Origin of the sequence: Nonomuraea sp. NPDC050547, from assembly GCF_044457345.1 — a bacterium.
Lineage (GTDB): Bacteria > Actinomycetota > Actinomycetes > Streptosporangiales > Streptosporangiaceae > Nonomuraea.
Map to the genome: position 1 here is coordinate 155,552 of NZ_JBITGW010000014.1, position 16,243 is coordinate 171,794.

Below are 16,243 nucleotides of genomic sequence, written 5' to 3' on the forward strand. Positions count from 1 at the left end.
GATGTGCGGTGACCGTATCGCCGGACGCATGATCCGGCGATTTCAGTTCAGTTACGTTATTTCACAGGTCGGCCGACTGTACAGGGTTATTCGGAAGAAATCACAATCGTCACAGCGCCCCCTGCATGCGTCTCGTCCCGCAGCAGCCATCATCCGCAACCCGTGCCCTTTGCTCTCCTGAGGCTTGGCCAATGGTAGCAATCTCAGGCACATCAAGGCCACTGTCGCATTTGTCAGGATTTAAGATGTACGGCTACCGCCATACGCTGGGCATTCACCCAATCGAGATAGCGATAGCCGTACAGGTGAAAATGGAGATCAGACCCGTTCGACCGGCTTGGCGACCTTCTCCAGCTCGTGGAACAGGCTCGACAGCACCCAGGCGTGCAGGATCGTGCCGTCCTCGACGTGCTCGACGGAGACGACCTCGCCCTCCTCGTGGGCCCGCGAGACCAGGTCACCCCTGTCGTAGGGGACCAGCAGGCGCACCTCGTGGTCCAGGCGGGGCAGCTGCTGTTCGATGAGCTCCATGAGCTCGGGCAGGCCGGCGCCGGTCCGCGCGGAGACGACGATGCTGTTGCGCTCGCGCCGCATGATGCGGTCGATCACTTCCTGGTCGGCGGCGTCGGCCTTGTTGATCACCACGACCTCGGCCACGTCGAGCGCGCCCTCGATGGTGGAGAAGACCTCGCGCACCGCCGCGATCTGCCCTTCGGGGTCGGGATGCGAGCCGTCCACCACATGGAGGATCAGGTCCGCGTCGGCGACCTCCTCCAGCGTGGACCGGAACGCCTCCACCAGCTGGTGCGGCAGGTGGCGCACGAACCCGACGGTGTCGGCGATCGTGAACAGCCGCCCGTCCGGCGTGCGCGACTTGCGCACGGTCGGGTCCAGGGTGGCGAACAGCGCGTCCTCGACCAGCACGCCCGCACCGGTGATGCGGTTGAGCAGCGAGGACTTGCCCGCGTTGGTGTAGCCGGCGATGGCCACGGCCGGCACCTCGCGGCGCTGGCGCTGGTGGCGCATGACCTCGCGCGAGGTGGACATGCCGGCGATCTGCTTGCGCAGCTTCGACATCCGCTCGCGGATGCGCCGACGGTCGAGCTCGATCTTCGTCTCACCGGGTCCGCGACCGCCGACGCCGACGCCGTTGGAGGAACGGCCGCCGACCTGACGGGACAGGCTGCCACCCCAGCCACGCAGGCGCGGCATGAGGTACTGCAGCTGGGCGAGCTCGACCTGGGCCTTGCCCTCCCGGCTCTGCGCGTGCTGGGCGAAGATGTCCAGGATCAGCATCGTCCGGTCGACGACCTTCACCTTGACGACCTCTTCGAGCTCGCGCAGCTGGGCCGGGGTCAGCTCGCCGTCGCAGATCACCGTGTCCGCGCCGGTGGCGTCGACGATGTCGCGCAGCTCCAGCGCCTTGCCGGAGCCGATGTAGGTTGCCGAGTCCGGCTTCTGCCGCCGCTGGATGAGGCCCTCGAGCACCTCGGATCCCGCGGTTTCGGCCAGAAGCTTGAGCTCCAGCAGGGAGTTTTCGGCATCGCTCGATGTACCAGAGGTCCAGACGCCCACGAGGACCACCCGCTCGAGACGGAGCTGGCGGTATTCGACCTCGGTGACGTCCTGGAGTTCGGTGGAAAGGCCCGCTACGCGGCGGAGCGCGTGGCGCTCTTCGAGGTCCATCTCGCCGGTCTCGATCTGGTCGAGCGTGGAGTATTTCTGCATTCGTGTCATCTCTAATAGGGAACGTCCGGACACCGTGGTGTCTTCCCCAGATGGTGGCACGACATCCCCACGGCCATCACCTGGTTATCCGGGTACGACGTTGATGTTCCCCGATCCGGCCTCGATGGTCACGCGGTTGGCGGCGTTCGGGTCGTTGGTGACCTCGACCTTGGAGTTTCCGGAGTCGGCGTTGGCTTTGACGTTGTAGGAGCCGCCGGGCAGGGTGAGCGTGACGTCGCCGGAACCGGCTTCGAGGCTGACGTCGGCGGGCGCGCTGGCGTACTTGAGGTCGATGCTGCCGGAACCCGCGTCGGCGAGGACCTTCTTGCCGCCGAGGGAGGAGGCTTCGATGTCGCCGGAACCGGCGGAGGCTTCGAGTTCTCCGGTGAGGTTGCGCAGCGTGATGGTGCCGGACCCGGCGTCGGCCTTGACCTTCAGGCCCTTGGGCACCTCGATCTTGTAGCTGACGCTGCAGGAGCCGAAGCCGCCCTTGCAGTCGTACGTGACGCGCAGCGTGTCGCCCTCGACCTTGTGCTCGGCCTGCGGCTTGTTGTTGCGCCACTGGAGGGTCTCCGTGACGCGGATGCCCGATCGCTCACTCTCGGTGATGACGATGTCACCAGATCCCGAGTTGACATCCAGGAGCGCGACCTTGTCGTTGACGTCGTAGTTGACGACGCTCTCCTCGGTGGGCCCCCCGATGCTCGCCAGCCCGCAGCCGGTGAGGACGGCCGTGGAGGCCAGCAGGGCCCCCGCGAACACGATTGTTTTCATAGCTCAAATCTTCCCGGCCCGTGCCCGGACCCGCATCCGGGATGCCCCCTAGCCGACCCCCGTCTTTGACCCTTGACCCCTCATGAAGTAGCTTCACTTCCATAATCCAGAACACGTTTTCCACAGCATGGAAAGGGGTTTCGGCCCATGGAGATCACCGGCCCGATGCTCGACCGGTTCGACGAGGTTCTTACCCCGGAGGCGCTCGACTTCGTGGCAGCGCTCCATCGGCGTTTCGACGCCCGCCGCCTGGAACTCCTGGAGGCCAGGCAGACGCGGCAGGCCGAGCTGTCGGCCGGCGGCACGCTCGACTTCCTGCCCGAGACGAAGGCGGTCAGGGAGGGCGAGTGGCAGGTCTCCGCACCGGCCCCCGGCCTTGAGGACCGCCGCGTCGAGATCACCGGCCCGGTCGACCAGAAGATGACCATCAACGCGCTCAACTCCGGCGCCAAGGTCTGGCTGGCCGACTTCGAGGACGCCAACGCGCCGCTGTGGGACAACTGCGTGGCCGGCCAGCTCAACCTGCGCAACGCCCTCGACCGCGCCATCGACTTCGAGACCGGCGGCAAGAGCTACTCGCTCAAGCCCGACGGCGAGCTCGCCACGATCGTGGTCCGCCCGCGCGGCTGGCACCTCAACGAGAAGCACGCCCTGGTCGACGGCCAGGAGGTCGCCGCCTCGCTCTTCGACTTCGGCCTCTACTTCTTCCACTGCGCGCGGCGCCAGCTCGCCAAGGGCAAGGGCCCGTACTTCTACCTGCCGAAGATGGAGTCCCACCTTGAGGCGCGCCTGTGGAACGACGTCTTCGTCCTCGCCCAGGACACGCTCGGCATCCCCCAGGGCACGATCCGGGCGACCGTTCTGATCGAGACGTACCCGGCCGCGTTCGAGATGGAGGAGATCCTGTACGAGCTGCGCGAGCACTCGGCCGGTCTCAACGCGGGCCGCTGGGACTACCTCTTCAGCGTGATCAAGAAGTTCCGCACGCGCGGCCGCGAGTTCCTGCTGCCCGAGCGCAACGCGGTGACGATGACCGCCCCGTTCATGCGCGCTTACACCGAACTGCTGGTGCGCACCTGCCACAAGCGCGGCGCGCACGCGATCGGCGGCATGGCCGCGTTCATCCCGAGCCGCCGCGACCCCGAGGTCAACGCGGTCGCGCTGGAGAAGGTGCGCGCGGACAAGACCCGCGAGTCCGGCGACGGCTTCGACGGGTCGTGGGTGGCTCACCCCGACCTGGTGCCGATCTGCCGTGAGGTCTTCGACGGCGTGCTCGGCGAGCGTCCCAACCAGCTCGACCGCACCCGCGAGGACGTGCGGGTCAGCGCCGAGGACCTGCTCAGCGTCTCGGCCACCCCCGGCGCTATCACCGAGACCGGGCTGCGCAACAACGTGGACGTCGCCCTGCGCTACCTGGCCGCCTGGATGGGCGGGCTCGGCGCGGTCGCGATCCACAACCTCATGGAGGACGCCGCCACCGCCGAGATCTCCCGTTCGCAGATCTGGCAGTGGATCCACAACGGCATCGCGCTGGCCGACACCGGCGAGACGGTCACGAAGGAGCTGGTCGAGCGGATCATCGCCGACGAGCTCGCCAAGATCGCGAAGGAGCCCGGCTACGACGCCGAGCGCTACGCGCAGGCCGAGGCGCTCTTCAAGGAGGTCGCGCTCGACGATGATTTCGCGGAGTTCCTCACACTTCCGGCTTATGCTCGCATGCCATGACCCCTTTGGCGGAGTTCATCACGGCGCTGCACGGGGTGGCCTCGGGTGAGGGCGAGGTCATCACCGACCCGGTACGCCTGCGCACCTACGAGTGCGACGGCCTGACCTACCACCGGGCCACCCCCGGCGTCGTGGTGCTCGCCGAGTCCGCGGCGCAGATCGCCGCGATCGTCAAACTCTGCAACAGGTACGGCGTGCCGTTCGTCGCCCGGGGATCGGGCACGGGCCTGTCCGGCGGCGCGCTGCCCAGGACCGACGGCGTGCTCATCGTCACCTCGAAGATGCGGCGCGTCCTGGAGATCGACCTGCCCAACCGGCGCGCGGTCGTCGAGCCGGGCGTCACCAACCTGGCGATCACCGAGGCGGTCCGCGAGCAGGGCTACTACTACGCCCCCGACCCCTCCAGCCAGCAGATCTGCTCCATCGGCGGCAACGTGGCCGAGAACTCCGGCGGCGCCCACTGCCTGAAGTACGGCTTCACCGTCAACCACGTCGAGGCCTGCGAGATCGTCACCCCCGACGGGGACATCGTGATCCTCGACCGGATGGATCCGGGTTACGACCTGCTCGGGGCGTTCGTGGGCTCGGAGGGCACGCTGGGCATCGCCACCAAGGTCACGGTGCGGCTCAGCCGTACCCCTGAGGCGGTGACGACGGTGCTGGCCGCCTTCGAGAGCATCGAGCAGGGCGGCCGGGCCGTTTCGGCGATCATCGGGGCGGGCATCGTTCCCGCGGCCATCGAGATGATGGACGCGCTGTCGATCGAGGCGGCCGAGGCGGCGGTGGCCTGCGCCTATCCCGAGGGGGCAGGCGCGGTGCTGATCGTGGAGCTTGACGGTCCCGCCGAGGCGGTCGAGCGGCAGTTCGCTCAGCTCACGGAGATCTGCGCGCAGGCGTTCGAGCTGCGGGTGGCGGCCGATCCGGCCGAACGGGCGGCGATCTGGAAGGGGCGCAAGTCGGCATTCGCGGCGGTGGGGCGGATCAGCCCGGCCTACATCGTGCAGGACGGCGTGGTGCCGCGTACGAGCCTGCCCGCGGTGCTGGCGAGCATCGACCGGCTCTCCGCCGAGTACGGGATCAAGGTGGCGAACGTCTTCCACGCCGGGGACGGGAACCTGCATCCGCTGGTGCTGTTCGATGACGCGGAGCCGGGAGCGGGCGAGCGCGCGGAGACGGTGTCGGGCAAGATCCTCGATCTGTGCGTCGAGAACGGCGGATCGATCACGGGTGAGCACGGGGTCGGGGTGGACAAGTCCCGATATATGCCGAGGATGTTCTCCGACGACGATCTCGACACCATGCAACTCGTCCGCTGCGCCTTCGACCCGGGAAACCTGTCGAACCCCGGCAAGGTCTTTCCCACGCCGCGGCTCTGCGGCGAGGTGCCAGGCGTGCGGAAGGGCGTGCATCCCCTGGTCGAGTCGGGGAAGGCGGAGCAGTTCTGATGCTGGAAGAGGCACTCGAGAAGAGCGGCGTCACCGTGCGCGAGGCCGGTCCGCTCGACGCCGTCGGCGGCGTGCGGCCCGCCTTCGTCGCGCTGCCGGAGTCCGTGGAGGAGATCTCCGCGCTGCTGCGCGCCTGCGCCGAGGCCGACCTCGCCGCCGTGCCCGTCGGCGGCGGCACCAAGCTCGACTGGGGCGCGCCGCCCGAGCGCTGCGACGTGCTGATCGACACCTGCTGCATGAACCAGGTCATCGAACACGCCGCCGGCGACCTCGTCGTCCGCGCGCAGGCCGGGGTGACGCTGGAGGCGCTCGCCGACCGGCTCGCGACGCGGGGCCAGGAGCTCGTCTACGACGGCCCCTTCCGCGACGAGGCCACCGTCGGCGGACTGCTCGCCGCCGGGACCGCCGGCCCCCGCTCCTTCCGGTACGGCACGCCGCGCGACCTCCTCATCGGCATCACCGTCGTCCTGGCCGACGGCACGATCGCCAAGTCCGGCGGCAAGGTCGTCAAGAACGTCGCCGGCTACGACCTCGGCAAGCTCTTCACCGGCTCGTACGGGACACTCGGCGTGATCGCCGAGGCCACGTTCCGCCTGCACCCGCTGCCCACCGAGCGGGCGTGGGTCCACACGCGCCTGGCGCCTCCGCGGGTCCAGGAGGCCGCGGTACGGCTGGCGGCCTCGCAGGCCGAGCCCGCGGCGGTCGAACTCGACTGGCCGGACCCCTCCGGACCGGTCACGCTGGCCGCCCTCGTGGAAGGCGCCTGCGCCGCCGGGCGCGCACGGACGCTCCTGGAGGAGGCCACCTCCGCGATGCCCGGCTGGTGGGGTGAGGCCGGCGAGGGTGAGTCGCTGGCCGAGGTGCGCTGCCTGCCCGATCGGGTCGGCGGCGTTCTGGCCGCTTTGGCGGGAACGGGGCTGGCTCTGCGCGGATCGCCCGTCTCCGGCCGGTTCTTCCTGTGGGGGGACGGGGCCGGGTTCGGGCCCGTGGTCGCCGGGCTGCGGGAGGCGGGGGCGCGGGTCGGCGTGCTGGCTTCGCCGTACCGGATGGACAGGTGGGGTGAGGTGTCCGCGCTGCCGCTGATGCGGCGGGTGAAGGAGCGGTTCGATCCCGGGCGCAGGATGTCCCCCGGCCGGTTCGTGGGAGGGATCTGACATGGACCCGAAGCTGATCAAGGACTGCGTGCACTGCGGGTTCTGCCTGCCGACCTGCCCGACCTACGTGTTGTGGGGCGAGGAGATGGATTCCCCGCGCGGGCGGATCCACCTCATGAAGCAGCACACCGACGGCACACCGGTCACCCCCGAGATGGCCGGGCATTTCGACGCGTGCCTCGGGTGCATGGCGTGCGTGACCGCGTGCCCGTCCGGGGTGAAGTACGACCGGCTGATCGAGCAGACGCGCGCCGAGGTCGAACGCGTGCACGTGCGCGACCCGCGCGAGCGTGCGGTGCGGGGGATCGTGTTCAGCCTGTTCCCCTATCCGCGGCGGCTGCGGCTGTTGCGTCCTGGTATCGGGCTGGCCGAGCGGATGGCGCCCTTCCTGGAGCGCGTGCACCCGAGCCTCGGCGCCATGGCCGCCCTCGCGCCCCGGGTCACCCGCCGGCAGCGCCTGCCGCGCCGCGTCCGTGCCCGCGGGCCGCGCCGGGCCGTCGTCGGCATGCTCACCGGGTGCGTACAGGGCGAGTTCTTCCCCCAGGTGAACGCGGCGACCGCGCGCGTGCTCGCGCTGGAGGGCTGCGAAGTCGTGATCCCGCCCGGCCAGGGCTGCTGCGGGGCGCTCAGCGTGCACTCCGGCCGCGAAGACCAGGCCCGCCGCTTCGCCAGACGCACCATCCGCACCTTTGAACGCGCCGGCGTCACCACCGTCGTCGTCAACGCCGCCGGCTGCGGCTCCTCCATGAAGGAGTACGGCGAGCTGCTCGCCAGCCGGCCGGACTGGGCGGCCAGGGCCCGCGCCATCAGGACCGTCGACCTGGCCGAATGGCTCGCCGAACTGGGCCCCGCCGCCACGCGCCACCCCCTCCCCCTGACCATCGCCTACCACGACGCCTGCCACCTCGCCCACGCCCAGGGCATCCGGGCCGAGCCGCGCGCGCTCCTGTCGGCCATCCCCGGCCTGTCGGTGCGCGAGGTGCCGGACGCGGCGATCTGCTGCGGCTCGGCGGGCACGTACAACATCTTCCAGCCCGAGGCCGCCCGCGACCTGGGCGACCGCAAGGCCAAGTCGGTGGCGTCGACCGGGGCCGAGGTGCTGGTGTCGGCCAACCCGGGGTGCACGATGCAGATCGCGTCGGCCATGGCGCGGGCGGGCGGCTCGATCCGCGTCGCCCACACGGCCGAGGTCCTCGACGCGTCCCTGCGCGGCGTCTGCCTGTGAGCCCGCCGTGGCCGGCCACCCACTGTCTGCTCTCCGCACCTTTCCTCGTCGGCGGCCGGGGGCGGGCTGGTCTGGAGGCGGGTGGAACGGGAGTAAGTTGCCCGGGGAGCCGGGTGGGGAGCGAGCGGGGGTGAGCGGGTGAGCGTGCAGTCGGTCGATCGGGCGCTCGACGTGCTGGAGGCGCTGGCCGAGCACGGCGGCGAAGCCGGTCTGTCGGAGATCGCGGCCAGGACGGGCCTGCCGTACGGGACGATCCACCGCCTGTTGCAGACCCTGTTGTCCCGCGGCTACGTGCGGCAGGAGTCCGACCGGCGTTACGCCCTCGGTGGCGGGCTGGTACGGCTGGGCGGCGTCGCCGAGCGGATGGTCGGGGTGTGGGCGCAGCCGTACCTGACGAGGATGGTCGAGTTGTCCGGGGAGACGGCGAACCTGGCCGTGCTGGAGGGCGACTTCATCGTCTACGTGGCGCAGGTGCCGTCGCCGCGCAGGCTGCGGATGTTCGCCGAGGTCGGGCGGCGGGTGCTGCCGCACAGCACGGCCGTCGGCAAGGTACTGCTCGCCGACCGGGCCACCGACGAGGCCCTCAGCCTGTTCGAACGCACCGGCATGCCCCGCAAGACCGCCAACACCATCACCGACCCGCAGGCGATGCTCGCCGAACTGGACCGGGTCCGCGTCCGCGGCTACGCGATGGACCTGGGCGAGGAGGAGCTGGGCGTGCACTGCCTGGCGGTACCGGTGCAGGACGGCAACCGCGTGGTGGCCGCCATGTCGGTATCCGGCCCGGCCGAACGCATCGACGCCCTGGACCGGGACGAACTCGCCACCGGCATGCGCAAGATCGCCGCCGCCTTCGGCTCAGAACTCAGCCCCACCCCCTGACCTCCCTGATCTCTCCACACACGCGCTCCGGCAGGCGCGGGGCGACCGCACGGGGCAAGGCGGCACCCTGTGCGCGACCGCGCGGAAGCAAGCGGGCGTCCTCCGGGCGACCAAGGGCGCCACGTGCGAAACCGCGCGGGCATCGAAGCGGCGGGTCAGGTGGGGGTGATGGCGGTGAAGGGGATGCCGGCGGGGTCGCCGATGATGGCCAGGCGGCCGCGGGGGGAGGCCACGGGGCCATGGCCCACGGTGCCGCCCAGGTCTTCGGCCAAGGCCGCCACGGAGTCCACGTCCGCCACCGCGAAGTACGTCATCCAGTGCTCGGGGACGCCGACCCACTCGGAGTCGTTCATCTCCAGGCGGCCCGCCACCGGCCGCCCGCCGGAGTGCCACGACGTGTAGTCGCCGGCCGCCGGCTGAAGGTCGTAGGACAGGACGGCGGCGTAGAAGGCGTCGATCCGCTCGCCGTCTCGCGTGTTGAGGTCGAGCCAGTGCACGCCGCCGCCCGTGAACTCCCCCGGCTGCCACAGCGCGAACGGGGTCCCGGCCGGGTCGGCGGCGCGGGCGTAGCGGCCGTGGCCGGGGACGTCGAAGGGTTCTTCCAGGAGGGTGCCGCCAGAGGCCGGAACCCTGGCCGCGGCCGCGGCGACGTCGGAGGTGGTCAGGTAGACCTCCCACGCCTCGCCCGGGGCCTGCGTGATCTGGGCGACGGGACGGGTGCCGTCGAGGCACATGGTCCATGCGCCGCGCTCGTCGAAGGTCCAGCCGAACAGGCCGCCGTAGAAGCGCTTGGCCGCGGCGGCGTCGGGCGTCAGCAACTGCACCCAGCAGGGTGTGCCTTCCGAGAATTCCATGAGCGAGAGCTTCCCACCCGCCACCGACAGAACCCAGTAGTGTTGCGTCATGAGCAACAGCTCGGTGCAGTCGGTGGATCGGGCGATCGCGATCCTGGAGATCCTCGCCAGCAAGGGCGCCACCCGGGTGACGGACCTGGCCGTGGAGCTGGACGTGCACAAGTCCACCGCCTTCCGCCTGCTCAACGCCCTCGAACAGGGCGGCCTGGTCGAGCAGAGCGGCGATCGCGGCCGCTACCGGCTCGGGTTCGGGGTGGTCAGGCTGGCCGGGGCGGCCACCGCGCAGCTCGACCTGTCCAAGGAGAGCCGGGAGGTCTGCCGCCGCCTGGCCGAGGACGTCGGCGAGACGGTCAACCTCGCGGTCCCCCAGGACGGCCACGCCGTCAACATCAGCCAGGTACGCGGCCCGTCGGCCATCAGCGGACACAACTGGGTGGGCCAGCGCACCCCCTCCCACGCCACCTCCAGCGGCAAGGTCCTGCTGGCCTTCGGCGCGCTGCCGCTCCCCCGCGAGCTGGAGCGCTACACCCCTGCCACGATCGTCACCGTCGAGGGTCTCGCCCTGGCCGAGATCAGGGAGCGCGGCTGGGCGGGCACGGTCGAGGAGCTGGAGCTGGGCCTGAACGCGGTGGCGGCGCCGGTGCGCGGCTCGGACGGTTCGGTGGTGGCCGCGGTCAGCGCGTCGGGACCGTCGTACCGGCTGACGGCCGAGCGCCTGCCGGAGGTCGGCGCGATCCTGGCGGCCGGTGCCCGGGAGATCAGTCAGCGCATCGGCTATTACCGTTGAGGCATGTGTAGAAGCATCAAGACGCTGCGCCCGCCGTACACCGAAGACGTGACCGAGGAGGACGTGCGGGCCGCGGCGCTGCAGTTCGTGCGCAAGATCTCGGGATTTCGCGCGCCCGCCGCGCACAACGCGGAGGCCTTCGACCGCGCGGTGGAGTCGATCACCCAGGCCTCCGAGGAACTCCTCAGCTCCCTCCAGGTCCGCGGAGCTCGCTGAAGCGGCCTGTTGACAGGCTCCCTCAGCGAGGGGAACGTCCCCGGTGTAACCCCCATCGGGAGGGAGCCCCCCATGATCAGCGGGCTGTATCAGGGCCAGAACGGCGACTCGCGGCTGGAGCTGAGGGTCGACGTCGACGGAGCACGACCCACCGGACGGGTCAGCGGCGACCTGTTCTCGGTGGCCGGGGCGACCACCTCGTACGTGGGCTCCTTCCGCGTCGACCAGCCGAACACCCAGACCGAGGGCGACAAGACCCGCGTCTGGGGTTCTGGCCGGTTCACCTACAGCGTGCCGACCGGGAGCGTCAGCATCACGGTCACCGACGAGGGCGCGTCCGCGCACGTGGGCGGGGACGACTTCCAGCTCGCCTACGTCTCGCCGTACTTCCGCACCGTCCTTCTGGAGCAGGACTCGGTGGCCGGGACGGCGCCGTTCGTGTCGTACAACACGGGCGCGCTGCCGGGCCCGACCGGCTCGCCCGCGCGCGAGCTCAGTGTCCCCGCCGCCTACGCCGAGGCCGGGATCGAGCTCCGCGTCACCGAGCCGGGCATCGTGCCCACCGGCGGCGAGGGCGCCGACCTGGCCTGGGACGACGCCGAGCTGCATCATGCGATGACAACCCAGTTCAGCCGGTACGGCGACGCCGCCGCCTGGCGGGTCTGGCTGCTGGTGGCCAGCAAGCACGTGGGCGGCTACCGGGGCATCATGTTCGACTACAACGACGGCTTCCAGCGGCAGGGCGCGGCCGTCTTCTACGACGCCATCCAGGGCCAGAGCCCGCAGGCGCAGCGCGCCCAGCTCCGTACGTACGTCCACGAGCTGGGCCACGCCTTCAACCTGCTGCACTCCTGGCAGAAGAACCTGGCCACGCCGCCCCAGCCGCTGGGCCCGAACGGCGGCTTCGGCGACCTGTCGTGGATGAACTACGTGCAGAACTACCGCCCCGGCGGCGAACAGGGCTACTGGTCGGCCTTCCCGTTCCAGTTCACCGACGTGGAGCTGGTCCACCTGCGCCACGGCTTCTTCCGCGACGTCGCGATGGGCGCCAACGCGTTCGGCACCGGCGCGGCCGAGATCGACCCGTTCGAGCAGCCGGTCATGGACCAGTCGGGGCTGCGGCTGGAGCTGCGGGCCAAGGAGTCGTTCGGCTTCGGCGAGCCGGTCGTGGTGGAGCTGAAGCTCGGCGTCACGGGCGAGGCGCGGACCACGCACAGCCACCTGCACCCGGACACGGAGTTCACGCAGGTCTGCATCACGCAGCCCGGCGGCCGGACGGTCGTCTACCGCCCGATGATGCGCCATTGCGTGGACGCCTCGCCGGACGTCCGCCTCGACGAGAACAACCCGGCGGCCTACCGCAGCGCCTACATCGGCCACGGCCGCGACGGCCACTACTTCCAGCAGCCGGGCGAGTACCAGGTGCGCGCCCAGTACATCGCGGGCGACGGCTCGCGGATCGTCTCCAACGTCTGCCTGGTCAGGGTCGGCTATCCGGTCTCCGCCGACGACCACCGGGTGGCCGAGCTGATGCTGGGCGAGGAGCAGGGCAAGCTGTTCTCGCTGCTCGGCTCCGACTCTCCGGCGCTGCGCTCGGGCAACGACGCGCTGGACGAGGTGATCTCCCGGTACGGCTCGCACCCCTTGTCCGTCTACGCCCGGATGGTGAAGGGGCTCAACGCGGAGCGGGAGTTCAAGGACCTGACCCCGGCCAGGAACCTGCGCATCCGCCCGCCGGACACCAAGGAGAGCATCGAGCAGCTCGGCGTGGTCGTCAGGGACGCCTCGATCGACAACATCACGCTCAACATGGTCATGCGGCGCCTGGCCCGCGCCGAGGCCCGTCAGGGCGACCTGGCCCAGGCCCACGCGGTCATGGACACGATGATCGCGACCTTCGAGGCCAAGAACCTGAACCCGGTCGTGATGCGCCAGATCCGCCGCCAGGCCGAGCTGACCAAGGCGGCGCTGAGCGCGGAAGGCTAGATGACCGGCCGGCCGTTCTGGCAGCGGACCACGACCTCGACGTCCTCGCCTTCCTCCCGGTCGAACTCGACCTTCAGGGAGGGGGCGGGGCCGGGCTCGGGGTCGTCGACGGAGTAGCCCTGGAAGGGACTCCAGTTGCGGAGGCTGACCTGCCCGGCCGAGCAGGTGGCGATGACGGTGCCGCCGGCCGTCCTGATCACCTTGCCGCCGCCGGTCGGCGCGGGGGTGGCGGCTCCGGTGGAGGTTCCCGACGGCAGGGTGGCGAGCGCGGAGCGGGCTTCGGCCTGCGTCATGACATTTCCGGACTGGCCGGTGAGGACGCCACCCAGGAGCCCGAGCACCGCCACCGCCACCCCGGTAGCCGCCAGCGCGGTCACCGCCCATGCCAGCATCAGTCTCTTCACGGCCCCACACTCCCCCAACCAGGTCTAACGCCAGGTTAACGTGGAGTTATATGGCCTCCATCCTTCTCATCGAGGACGACGTGACCATCCGCACCGCCCTGACCAGGGGCCTGCGCGAGCTCGGTCACGCCGTCTCCTCCTCGTCCACCGCCCTCGACGGCCTGCGCCTGGCCGTGCAGGACCGTCCCGACCTGGTCGTGCTCGACCTCGGCCTGCCCGACCTGGACGGCCTGGAGCTGCTGCGCATGCTGCGCTCGGTCAGTCAGGTGCCGGTGATCGTGGCCACGGCGCGCGACGGCGACGCCGAGATGGTCCCGGTCCTCGACGCGGGCGCCGACGACTACGTGGTCAAGCCGTTCAGCGCCGCCCAGCTCAACGCCCGGGTCAAGGCGGTGCTGCGCCGTACCTCGGAAGACCGCCCTGACGCGTCGGTGAAGGTCGGCGGGCTGAGCGTCGATCCGCGCTCGCGGGTGGCCGCGCTCGACGGGACACCGCTGGACCTGACGCCGCGGGAGTTCGACGTGCTGCACTACCTGGCCGCCCGCGCGGGCGAGGTGGTCTCGAAACGCGAACTGCTCACGGAGGTCTGGCAGCTCCCGTACGGCGGCGCCGACAAGACCGTCGACGTCCACCTGTCCTGGCTGCGCAGGAAGCTCGGCGAGACCGCCTCGGAACCCCGCTACCTCCACACCGTCCGCGGCGTCGGCGTCAAGCTGGTCGGGCCCGCGTGAGGCGCTGGCTGGGGCTGCTGGTGGCGGCCACGACGTCGGTGGTGCTGATCGCGCTGCTGGTGCCGATGGCGCTGCTGATCCGCTCGGTGGCCGAGAACGGCGCCATGGCGCGGGCCACCAGCGCGGCCGAGTCGGTGGTCGTGGCGGTCGGCACGCCGGACCTGGAGCTGGCGGTCGAGCGGGTGTCCGCGCCCGTGTCGGTGTTCCTGCCGGACGGGCGGGTCGTCGGCGCGCGGGCGCGGGAGTCGGACGCGGTCCGGCTGGCGCGCGCGGGGCGCAGCGTGACCGCGGAGGCCGCGGGCGGCAGGGAGGTCCTGGTCTCGGTCAGGTCCGCGCAGGGCCCGGTGGTGATCCGGGTGTTCGTGAGCGACGCGGAGCTGTTCGCGGGCGTGCGGGAGGCGTGGCTCGCGTTGCTGCTGCTCGGGCTCGCGCTGGTGGTGCTGGGGATCGTGCTGGCCGACCGGCTGGCGGTGCGGGTGACGCGGCCGGTGGACGAGCTGGCGCGGGTCTCCCACCGGCTGGCCGGAGGCGACCTGGAGGCGCGGGCGGAGCCGGGCGGGCCGCCCGAGGTGGAGTCGGTGGGCCTGGCGCTCAACCACCTGGCCGGCCGGATCGGCGACCTGCTCGCCAGTGAGCGCGAGTCGGTGGCGGACCTGTCGCACCGCCTGCGCACGCCGCTGACCGGCCTGCGCCTGGACGCCGAGTCGCTGCGCGACCCGGAGGAGGCGGCCCGCATCGGCGAGCGCGCCGACGCCCTGGAACGCGCGGTGAACGCCGTCATCACCGAGGCCCGCGGCCGCACGGGCGTCCGGCCGCCGCGCGCCTCGTGCGACGCGACGGCGGTGGTGGGCGATCGGGTGCGGTTCTGGGCGGTGCTGGCCGAGGACCAGGAGCGCGCCCTCACGGTCGAACTGCCCGGCGAGCCGCTGGAGGTCGCGGTGGGCGCGGCCGAGCTGGCGGCGTGCGTGGACGCGCTGCTGGGCAACGTCTTCGCCCACACCCCCGAGGGAGTCGCCTTCTCCGTACGGCTGGCGCCGCACGAGAGGGGCGCCGCCCTGACCGTCGCCGACGAAGGCCCCGGCTTCCCGCCCGAACTGCAGGAACGCGGCTCCAGCGCGGGCGGCTCCACCGGGCTGGGCCTGGACATCGCCCGCCGTACGGCCGAGTCGTCGGGCGGCGCGATGACGGTGTCGAGGGCCGCGGTCGAGCTCGTACTCGGGTTAACCCAGCCTTAAGGTTGCCACAGCGCGGCTTTACCGTTGATCGCGCTTTTCTTGACCCATGAACATCACCAAGAAGATCGTCATCGCCGGCGCCGGCGCCGTGGTCCTGCTCGCGGGCGGCGGCGTCGCCTACGCCTCGGTCAACGCCCCCGTCGCCCCGAAGGTCGGCGTCGAGCAGGCCATCGACATCGCCAAGAAGCAGGTCCCCGGCGCCTGGGTGCGCTCGGTCGACCACGACGACGACGGCACCTGGGACGTCGAGCTCATCAAGGGTGGCACCGAGCACGAGCTGGAGCTGGACGCGGCCAGCGGCAAGGTGCTCAAGAACAGGACCGAGAAGGCCGACAACGACGACTGAGCCTCAGCACCCGTCGAGTACGCGCTCCATGGCCTCCTTCTCCGCGGCCGTCACCCAGAGCGCGTACTTGACCTTCACGTCGATCTGCCGCGCGATGTAGGCGCACCGGTAGCCCTTGCGCGGCGGCAGCCAGGTGGCCGCGTCGGAGTCGCTCTTCTGGTTGTTGAGCGGCCCGTCGACGGCCATGAGGTTGAGCGGGTCGTTGGCGAACTCCCTGCGCTTGCCGTCCGCCCACTGCTGGGCGCCCTTCTGCCAGGCGTCGGAGAGCGGGATCACGTGGTCGATCTGCACGGCCATGCTGGTGTCGTTGCCGCGCTTGAACTTGATCGTCTTTCCGCTGTAGGGGTCGTCGAGCACGCCCGTGAGCACGATGCAGTCGTGGGTGCCCGCCTTGAACTTCTCCTCGCGCATGTCGCGCTTGAGGATGTCGTTGCGCGTGTCGCAGCCGTTGCGGTCGACGTCGGCCCAGGCGGGCCCGAACTTCTCGCGCTCGAAGCCGGTGCGCGGCGCCCGCCCCTTGACCGGGAGCTTGTCCAGCTTCTTCCGCGCTTCGCCTGCCTTGACCGGAGTCGTGGACTTCTCGGTCCCCTGCTCCACGCCGGCCTGCAACCCTCCGCACCCGGCGGCCAGTGCCGCGACGACGGCCAGCCCGCCCGCGAGACGACGTACGCGCACCGCAACCTCCATGCCAAGAAATGGTCAAGCGACTCCCCCTAGAGTCTAAACAGGGCAAATTCCTTAATATCCTGAT

The 16,243-nt window shown here is 70.8% G+C and carries 16 protein-coding genes; 11 read left to right on the forward strand and 5 right to left on the reverse strand.

Annotation, left to right across the window (positions count from 1 at the left end; genetic code table 11):
• Positions 1 to 318: 318 nt before the first annotated feature.
• Together hflX and ACIBHY_RS32470 are read right to left on the reverse strand one after the other, a co-directional pair.
• Positions 319 to 1,737 (reverse strand): GTPase HflX, encoded by a 1,419-nt coding sequence (gene hflX, locus ACIBHY_RS32465; RefSeq protein WP_397308696.1) that lies wholly within the window; start codon positions 1,735 to 1,737, stop codon positions 319 to 321.
• A 75-nt stretch (positions 1,738 to 1,812) separates the two neighbouring features.
• Positions 1,813 to 2,502, reverse strand: a complete 690-nt coding sequence (locus ACIBHY_RS32470; RefSeq protein WP_397308697.1) for a DUF4097 family beta strand repeat-containing protein — start codon at positions 2,500 to 2,502, stop codon at positions 1,813 to 1,815.
• Positions 2,503 to 2,649: 147 nt separating this feature from the next.
• On the opposite strand from ACIBHY_RS32470, the gene aceB reads away from it, so the two are divergent.
• The 5 genes from aceB to ACIBHY_RS32495 all read left to right on the forward strand — a co-directional run bounded on the left by aceB (position 2,650) and on the right by ACIBHY_RS32495 (position 8,933).
• On the forward strand, positions 2,650 to 4,227 hold the full coding sequence (gene aceB / locus ACIBHY_RS32475) for a malate synthase A (RefSeq protein WP_397308698.1): 1,578 nt from the start codon (positions 2,650 to 2,652) through the stop codon (positions 4,225 to 4,227).
• Positions 4,224 to 5,672: an FAD-linked oxidase C-terminal domain-containing protein gene (locus ACIBHY_RS32480; protein ID WP_397308699.1), complete on the forward strand. Its 1,449-nt coding sequence runs from the start codon at positions 4,224 to 4,226 to the stop codon at positions 5,670 to 5,672. The genes aceB and ACIBHY_RS32480 overlap by 4 nt, the downstream gene beginning before the upstream one ends.
• Complete coding sequence (locus ACIBHY_RS32485; protein WP_397308700.1) at positions 5,672 to 6,826, forward strand: FAD-binding oxidoreductase; 1,155 nt, start codon at positions 5,672 to 5,674, stop codon at positions 6,824 to 6,826. The genes ACIBHY_RS32480 and ACIBHY_RS32485 overlap by 1 nt, the downstream gene beginning before the upstream one ends.
• 1 nt (position 6,827) lies before the next feature.
• Positions 6,828 to 8,051, forward strand: a complete 1,224-nt coding sequence (locus ACIBHY_RS32490) for a (Fe-S)-binding protein (RefSeq protein ID WP_397308701.1) — start codon at positions 6,828 to 6,830, stop codon at positions 8,049 to 8,051.
• Between the two features lie 144 nt (positions 8,052 to 8,195).
• Complete coding sequence (locus ACIBHY_RS32495) at positions 8,196 to 8,933, forward strand: IclR family transcriptional regulator (protein ID WP_397249139.1); 738 nt, start codon at positions 8,196 to 8,198, stop codon at positions 8,931 to 8,933.
• A gap of 155 nt (positions 8,934 to 9,088) precedes the next feature.
• On the opposite strand, the gene ACIBHY_RS32500 is transcribed toward ACIBHY_RS32495, so the two are convergent.
• Entirely contained in the window at positions 9,089 to 9,787 is a 699-nt protein-coding gene (locus ACIBHY_RS32500) for a VOC family protein (protein WP_397308703.1), read from the reverse strand.
• A gap of 49 nt (positions 9,788 to 9,836) precedes the next feature.
• Here ACIBHY_RS32500 and ACIBHY_RS32505 point away from each other — a divergent pair, with 49 nt between their 5' ends.
• From ACIBHY_RS32505 to ACIBHY_RS32515, 3 genes are all read left to right on the forward strand, one after another.
• On the forward strand, positions 9,837 to 10,574 hold the full coding sequence (locus ACIBHY_RS32505; protein ID WP_397248550.1) for an IclR family transcriptional regulator: 738 nt from the start codon (positions 9,837 to 9,839) through the stop codon (positions 10,572 to 10,574).
• A gap of 3 nt (positions 10,575 to 10,577) precedes the next feature.
• Positions 10,578 to 10,790 carry a DUF2277 domain-containing protein gene (locus ACIBHY_RS32510; protein WP_184966672.1) on the forward strand — a complete coding sequence of 71 codons (213 nt, stop codon included), beginning with the start codon at positions 10,578 to 10,580 and terminating at the stop codon, positions 10,788 to 10,790.
• Between the two features lie 72 nt (positions 10,791 to 10,862).
• Positions 10,863 to 12,776, forward strand: coding sequence for a hypothetical protein (locus tag ACIBHY_RS32515; protein ID WP_397248548.1), 1,914 nt, complete (start codon positions 10,863 to 10,865; stop codon positions 12,774 to 12,776).
• On the opposite strand, the gene ACIBHY_RS32520 is transcribed toward ACIBHY_RS32515, so the two are convergent.
• A complete protein-coding gene (locus tag ACIBHY_RS32520; RefSeq protein WP_397248546.1) occupies positions 12,773 to 13,180 on the reverse strand; it encodes a hypothetical protein in 408 nt (135 codons plus the stop codon). The genes ACIBHY_RS32515 and ACIBHY_RS32520 overlap by 4 nt on opposite strands.
• Before the next feature lie 50 nt (positions 13,181 to 13,230).
• Between ACIBHY_RS32520 and ACIBHY_RS32525 the strand changes: the two genes are divergently transcribed.
• Genes ACIBHY_RS32525 through ACIBHY_RS32535 form a run of 3 tightly spaced genes read left to right on the forward strand, consistent with a single transcriptional unit; the run spans position 13,231 to position 15,492 of the window.
• Complete coding sequence (locus tag ACIBHY_RS32525; RefSeq protein WP_397248544.1) at positions 13,231 to 13,911, forward strand: response regulator transcription factor; 681 nt, start codon at positions 13,231 to 13,233, stop codon at positions 13,909 to 13,911.
• Positions 13,908 to 15,146, forward strand: a complete 1,239-nt coding sequence (locus ACIBHY_RS32530; protein ID WP_397248542.1) for a sensor histidine kinase — start codon at positions 13,908 to 13,910, stop codon at positions 15,144 to 15,146. The genes ACIBHY_RS32525 and ACIBHY_RS32530 overlap by 4 nt, the downstream gene beginning before the upstream one ends.
• A gap of 46 nt (positions 15,147 to 15,192) precedes the next feature.
• A complete protein-coding gene (locus ACIBHY_RS32535; protein ID WP_397248540.1) occupies positions 15,193 to 15,492 on the forward strand; it encodes a PepSY domain-containing protein in 300 nt (99 codons plus the stop codon).
• A gap of 3 nt (positions 15,493 to 15,495) precedes the next feature.
• Here ACIBHY_RS32535 and ACIBHY_RS32540 read toward each other — a convergent pair whose 3' ends face one another.
• Positions 15,496 to 16,167, reverse strand: a complete 672-nt coding sequence (locus ACIBHY_RS32540; protein WP_397308704.1) for an HNH endonuclease family protein — start codon at positions 16,165 to 16,167, stop codon at positions 15,496 to 15,498.
• Positions 16,168 to 16,243: the final 76 nt, after the last annotated feature.

What these genes read in the sequence shown, in the direction of transcription:
- hflX (WP_397308696.1), bottom strand. Translation starts at nt 1,737, where the DNA reads ATGACACGAATGCAGAAATACTCCACGCTCGACCAGATCGAGACCGGC.
- ACIBHY_RS32470 (WP_397308697.1), bottom strand. Translation starts at nt 2,502, where the DNA reads ATGAAAACAATCGTGTTCGCGGGGGCCCTGCTGGCCTCCACGGCCGTC.
- aceB (WP_397308698.1), top strand. Translation starts at nt 2,650, where the DNA reads ATGGAGATCACCGGCCCGATGCTCGACCGGTTCGACGAGGTTCTTACC.
- ACIBHY_RS32480 (WP_397308699.1), top strand. Translation starts at nt 4,224, where the DNA reads ATGACCCCTTTGGCGGAGTTCATCACGGCGCTGCACGGGGTGGCCTCG.
- ACIBHY_RS32485 (WP_397308700.1), top strand. Translation starts at nt 5,672, where the DNA reads ATGCTGGAAGAGGCACTCGAGAAGAGCGGCGTCACCGTGCGCGAGGCC.
- ACIBHY_RS32490 (WP_397308701.1), top strand. Translation starts at nt 6,828, where the DNA reads ATGGACCCGAAGCTGATCAAGGACTGCGTGCACTGCGGGTTCTGCCTG.
- ACIBHY_RS32500 (WP_397308703.1), bottom strand. Translation starts at nt 9,787, where the DNA reads ATGGAATTCTCGGAAGGCACACCCTGCTGGGTGCAGTTGCTGACGCCC.
- ACIBHY_RS32505 (WP_397248550.1), top strand. Translation starts at nt 9,837, where the DNA reads ATGAGCAACAGCTCGGTGCAGTCGGTGGATCGGGCGATCGCGATCCTG.
- ACIBHY_RS32510 (WP_184966672.1), top strand. Translation starts at nt 10,578, where the DNA reads ATGTGTAGAAGCATCAAGACGCTGCGCCCGCCGTACACCGAAGACGTG.
- ACIBHY_RS32515 (WP_397248548.1), top strand. Translation starts at nt 10,863, where the DNA reads ATGATCAGCGGGCTGTATCAGGGCCAGAACGGCGACTCGCGGCTGGAG.
- ACIBHY_RS32525 (WP_397248544.1), top strand. Translation starts at nt 13,231, where the DNA reads ATGGCCTCCATCCTTCTCATCGAGGACGACGTGACCATCCGCACCGCC.
- ACIBHY_RS32535 (WP_397248540.1), top strand. Translation starts at nt 15,193, where the DNA reads ATGAACATCACCAAGAAGATCGTCATCGCCGGCGCCGGCGCCGTGGTC.